The organism is Moorena sp. SIO3I8 (genome assembly GCF_010692325.1).
Lineage (GTDB): Bacteria > Cyanobacteriota > Cyanobacteriia > Cyanobacteriales > Coleofasciculaceae > Moorena.
Genome location: NZ_JAAHHW010000240.1, coordinates 1 through 3,636, shown reverse-complemented (window position 1 = coordinate 3,636; position 3,636 = coordinate 1). Strand labels below are relative to the sequence as shown.

General features: G+C 44.3%; 3 protein-coding genes. 1 reads left to right on the top strand and 2 read right to left on the bottom strand.

The window, feature by feature from the left end:
- Positions 1-100: 100 nt before the first annotated feature.
- Positions 101-259, bottom strand: coding sequence for a hypothetical protein (locus tag F6K51_RS35560; protein ID WP_293030445.1), 159 nt, complete (start codon positions 257-259; stop codon positions 101-103).
- 782 nt (positions 260-1,041) lie between these two features.
- On the opposite strand from F6K51_RS35560, the gene F6K51_RS35555 reads away from it, so the two are divergent.
- Positions 1,042-3,072, top strand: a complete 2,031-nt coding sequence (locus F6K51_RS35555) for a pentapeptide repeat-containing protein (RefSeq protein ID WP_293030442.1) — start codon at positions 1,042-1,044, stop codon at positions 3,070-3,072.
- Positions 3,073-3,108: 36 nt separating this feature from the next.
- On the opposite strand, the gene F6K51_RS35550 is transcribed toward F6K51_RS35555, so the two are convergent.
- Positions 3,109-3,636 (bottom strand): Uma2 family endonuclease (locus F6K51_RS35550; RefSeq protein WP_293030440.1); only part of this gene is annotated, 528 nt, incomplete at its 5' end.

Here is a 3,636-nt window from a genome sequence, read left to right as displayed (position 1 = left end):
CATTACGACTAATTCCTTCCAGTTTTTCTCTCTGGTCTGAAGTTAGAAAAACCATTACCCGACGACCTCTTCCCATATTATCCAGTTTGTTTTCTGTCTATTACACTATTTTAAGCTTGCCACGCCAGTAGGGTGCGTTAGGGGCGGGCGAGCCATGATTTTTCGCCTCTTCGCCAGGGTTGGGATAGTCCGCACCGTAACGCACCATCAGAAGCTTGAAGGTTGAAGGCGTAGGGTGCGTTAGGGGCGGGCGAGCCATGATTTTCCCCCTCTTCGCCCCTTGTTGAAACAGCCCGCACCGTAACGCACCATCAGTCAAACAGCTTTTAGGAGATGCACCCTATCCAGAACTTAATGCGTTCGCGTAGCGTAGCCCTTTGGGCTAATCGCTTTTAGCGGAAGCTTTGCTTCATCGCGTAGCGTGGCCAACGGCCAATCGCGTTTAGCGGCTCCTTGCCAGCATCGCAATGGTAGAAGTCGGTTTTAGCTACAACAACCTATCCCTGGATATTTGTCTGGAACAGTCTGTAAGTTAATAAACACAATCAATAGGGGTTTATTAAGAATTATTATCACTGTATTGACAATAACTGCTTATTCTAATAAAGGACTTACGCAAAGCCCCCTAAATCACCCAATTCTGGGGGACTTTGACATCATTACCACCCAAAATTGGGGGGTTAGGGGGGCAAAACCAACTCAACTTCGTAAGTCCTATAATAACTAACTACAACTAAACTTCCCTCGTATAGGTGCGATCGCGTAGCGTAGCCCTTTGGGCTAATCGCTTTTACCGCAGCGAAGTTGATCACAAAAGCAGAACAGCGGCAGGGTTGTGAAGGGAGTGTGTATCAACACTATATAGTTTATTTTTGATGCCACTCCATATTTATTCGGAAAAGTATTTCCGGAATCTTGATTTATTGGTTGTAATTTATACTATAAAGCGATACATAATTCACTTCAATTAAAATAACTTGTAATAAGTTTTGCTCCCTATTTCCTACTTCCTGTTTCCTTTCCTATATATAATTCTGGCTGATGAAAGATAATGAAGTTCTGAGACGATATGCAGCAGGAGAAAGGGATTTCCGTAGGGTAAATCTTAGAGGTCAGTCATTCCGGGGAAAAGACCTTTCAGGGGCAGATTTTAGTGAAGCAGATTTTAGTGAAGCGGATATTAGAGGAACGAATTTTAAGAATGCTACTCTAAAGGGCACTCAGTTCTGTAAAGCGAAGGCAGGATTACAGAAAAGGTGGGTAATTGTTCTTTTGTTGGTTTCATGGGTAATCTCAGGACTATCAGGATTTGCCTCTTTATTGGGTGGGATGGCAATAGCGTTAATATTTGACTCTAGCGAACGGCAACAAGTCTTTGGCTGGATAGTTTTGGTTGTAATAATTGTTTCAATTGCTGTTATCCTTCGTCAAGGTATCGAAAGAACCGTAGCCGTAGCCGGAACCGTAGCCGTAGCCGGAACCGTAGCCGGAGCCGTAGCCGTAGCCATAGCCGGAGCCGGAGCCGAAGCCGAAGCCTTCGCCGGATCCGTAGCCATGGCCGGAGCCGGAGCCGTAGCCATAGCCGGAACCGTAGCCATAGCCGTAGTCGTAGCCGGAACCGGAGCCTTAGCCGGAGCCTTCGCTGTAGCCGTAGCCTTCGCTGTAGCCGTAGCCGGAGCCGTAGCCGGAGCCATAGCAGGAGCCGGAGCCGGAGCCGTACCCGGAGCCGTAGCCTTCGTTTTACTTAGTATTTACTTGGGCTGGCGTACTCTAAAAGGGGACCCCAGAGATGCCTGGATTCGTAGTATTGCTATTGCTTGTGCTGCCACAAGAGGAACCAGTTTTCGCAAGGCCAATTTAACCGATGCTGATTTCACGGGAGCTATTCTTAAAAGTACAGATTTAAGGGAGGCTATTATCACTTGTACTTGTTGGCGGAAAACTATTAAACTTGATCGAGTTAGACCAGGAACAAGCTACCTTCAATATGAAAATATTAGACAATTGTTGATAACTGGAGAGGGACAAGATAAAAACTTTGAGCGGCTCAACTTAAGAGGTATTAATTTAAAGGGAGCTAATCTACAAGATGCTAGCTTTAGTGGAACAGACTTAAACCGAGCTAACTTACAAAATGCTAATTTATCCAGAGCTAAGTTAGTTCAAACGTTACTAGAAGGAGCAGATTTAACCAGAGCCACCTTAACGGGAGCATATATCGAAGATTGGGGAATCAGCAATACTACTAAATTAATTGAAATTAAATGCGATTATATTTTCCTGAAACTACCTACCAAAAAGGCTCCAGACCCTCAACGTCGTCCTGCTGACCAAGAGAGAAATTTTGAACCGGGTGAATTTGCTAAGTTAGCTCAGAAAATTTCCAATACTGTCGATTTGATTTTTAAAGATGGTATCGACTGGCAGACTTTTCTGAAGACATTTCAAGACCTTCGAGTTCGAGTAGAAAGCGAAACAGGAGAGCTACCAGTCATACAGACTATAGAAAATAAAGGCGACGGTGCTTTTGTTATTCGTGTCAAAGTCCCTGAGGAGGTTGATGAAGCAGAATACGAGCGAAAATTTTGGGCAAAATACAAGCCAATGTTAGAAGCTAAAGATGAAAAAATAAAGTTTTATTCTGAACAAATAGAATATATACGTAAAGACAATACTATATTAATGCGAGTTGTTGAAACAATGGCAGATAAAGAAACTACTAAATATGACCAGCGTGGTGCCAATATTAACATTGGAAGCTATGTTGACACAGCTCAGTCTGGTAGTCGTCAGCAAGGCTATGCTAATCAAAATAACTACGAGGAAGCTGACAAAAATCTAGCGGAAGCAGCAGCTGAAATTCAGCAATTACTCCAACAACTAGAGAAAACCAACCCTACTGCCACAGAAGCAGAGCAAAAAGACTTTGTCAGTGCAGCCATTACACCAACCAAGAAAGAAAGGCTAGTTAATGCTATCAAAGAAGGTGGTCAAGGAGCAATTGAACAATTCCTTGATAACCCATATTTGAATGTAGCAATTAGAATTATTGAAGGGTGGAGAAACCCTTAATTTTACAAGTGACAATGGTGGTGATAACTCCTGCCCTTACCAGATTTTCCCCAGCTTCAGCACGAAACCCGGCAGCACCGACTCATCCCCCTTTACCGTAGCAGGATTGTCCAACTGCTCCACTTCCCCACCAGGACGGTAAATATACACTCGACGATTATTGGGGTCAATCAACCACCCCAACCTCGCGCCATTGTCCATGTACTCTTTCATCTTGTCCTTGAGGTCTTTGACGCTATCACTGGGGGAACGCAATTCAATCACAAAATCTGGGCATAGAGGAGCAAATTTTTCCTGTTGTTGAGGTGTTAGGGCTTCCCATCTTTCTAAGGTTACCCAAGAGGCATCAGGGGAGCGCTCCGCACCATTGGGAAGCTTAAAGCCAGCAGAAGAGTCAAAACCCTTGCCTGTGCCATCTTGTTCTACCCAACTCCACAACTGACCATTGAGACTGAAATTTCGACCTCCGGTTCCACTGCCTGTTGGGGGCATAACAATTATTTCTCCCTCTGACGTGCGTTCAATCCGTAAATCTCGATTAATCTGACAAAATTCAAAAAACTG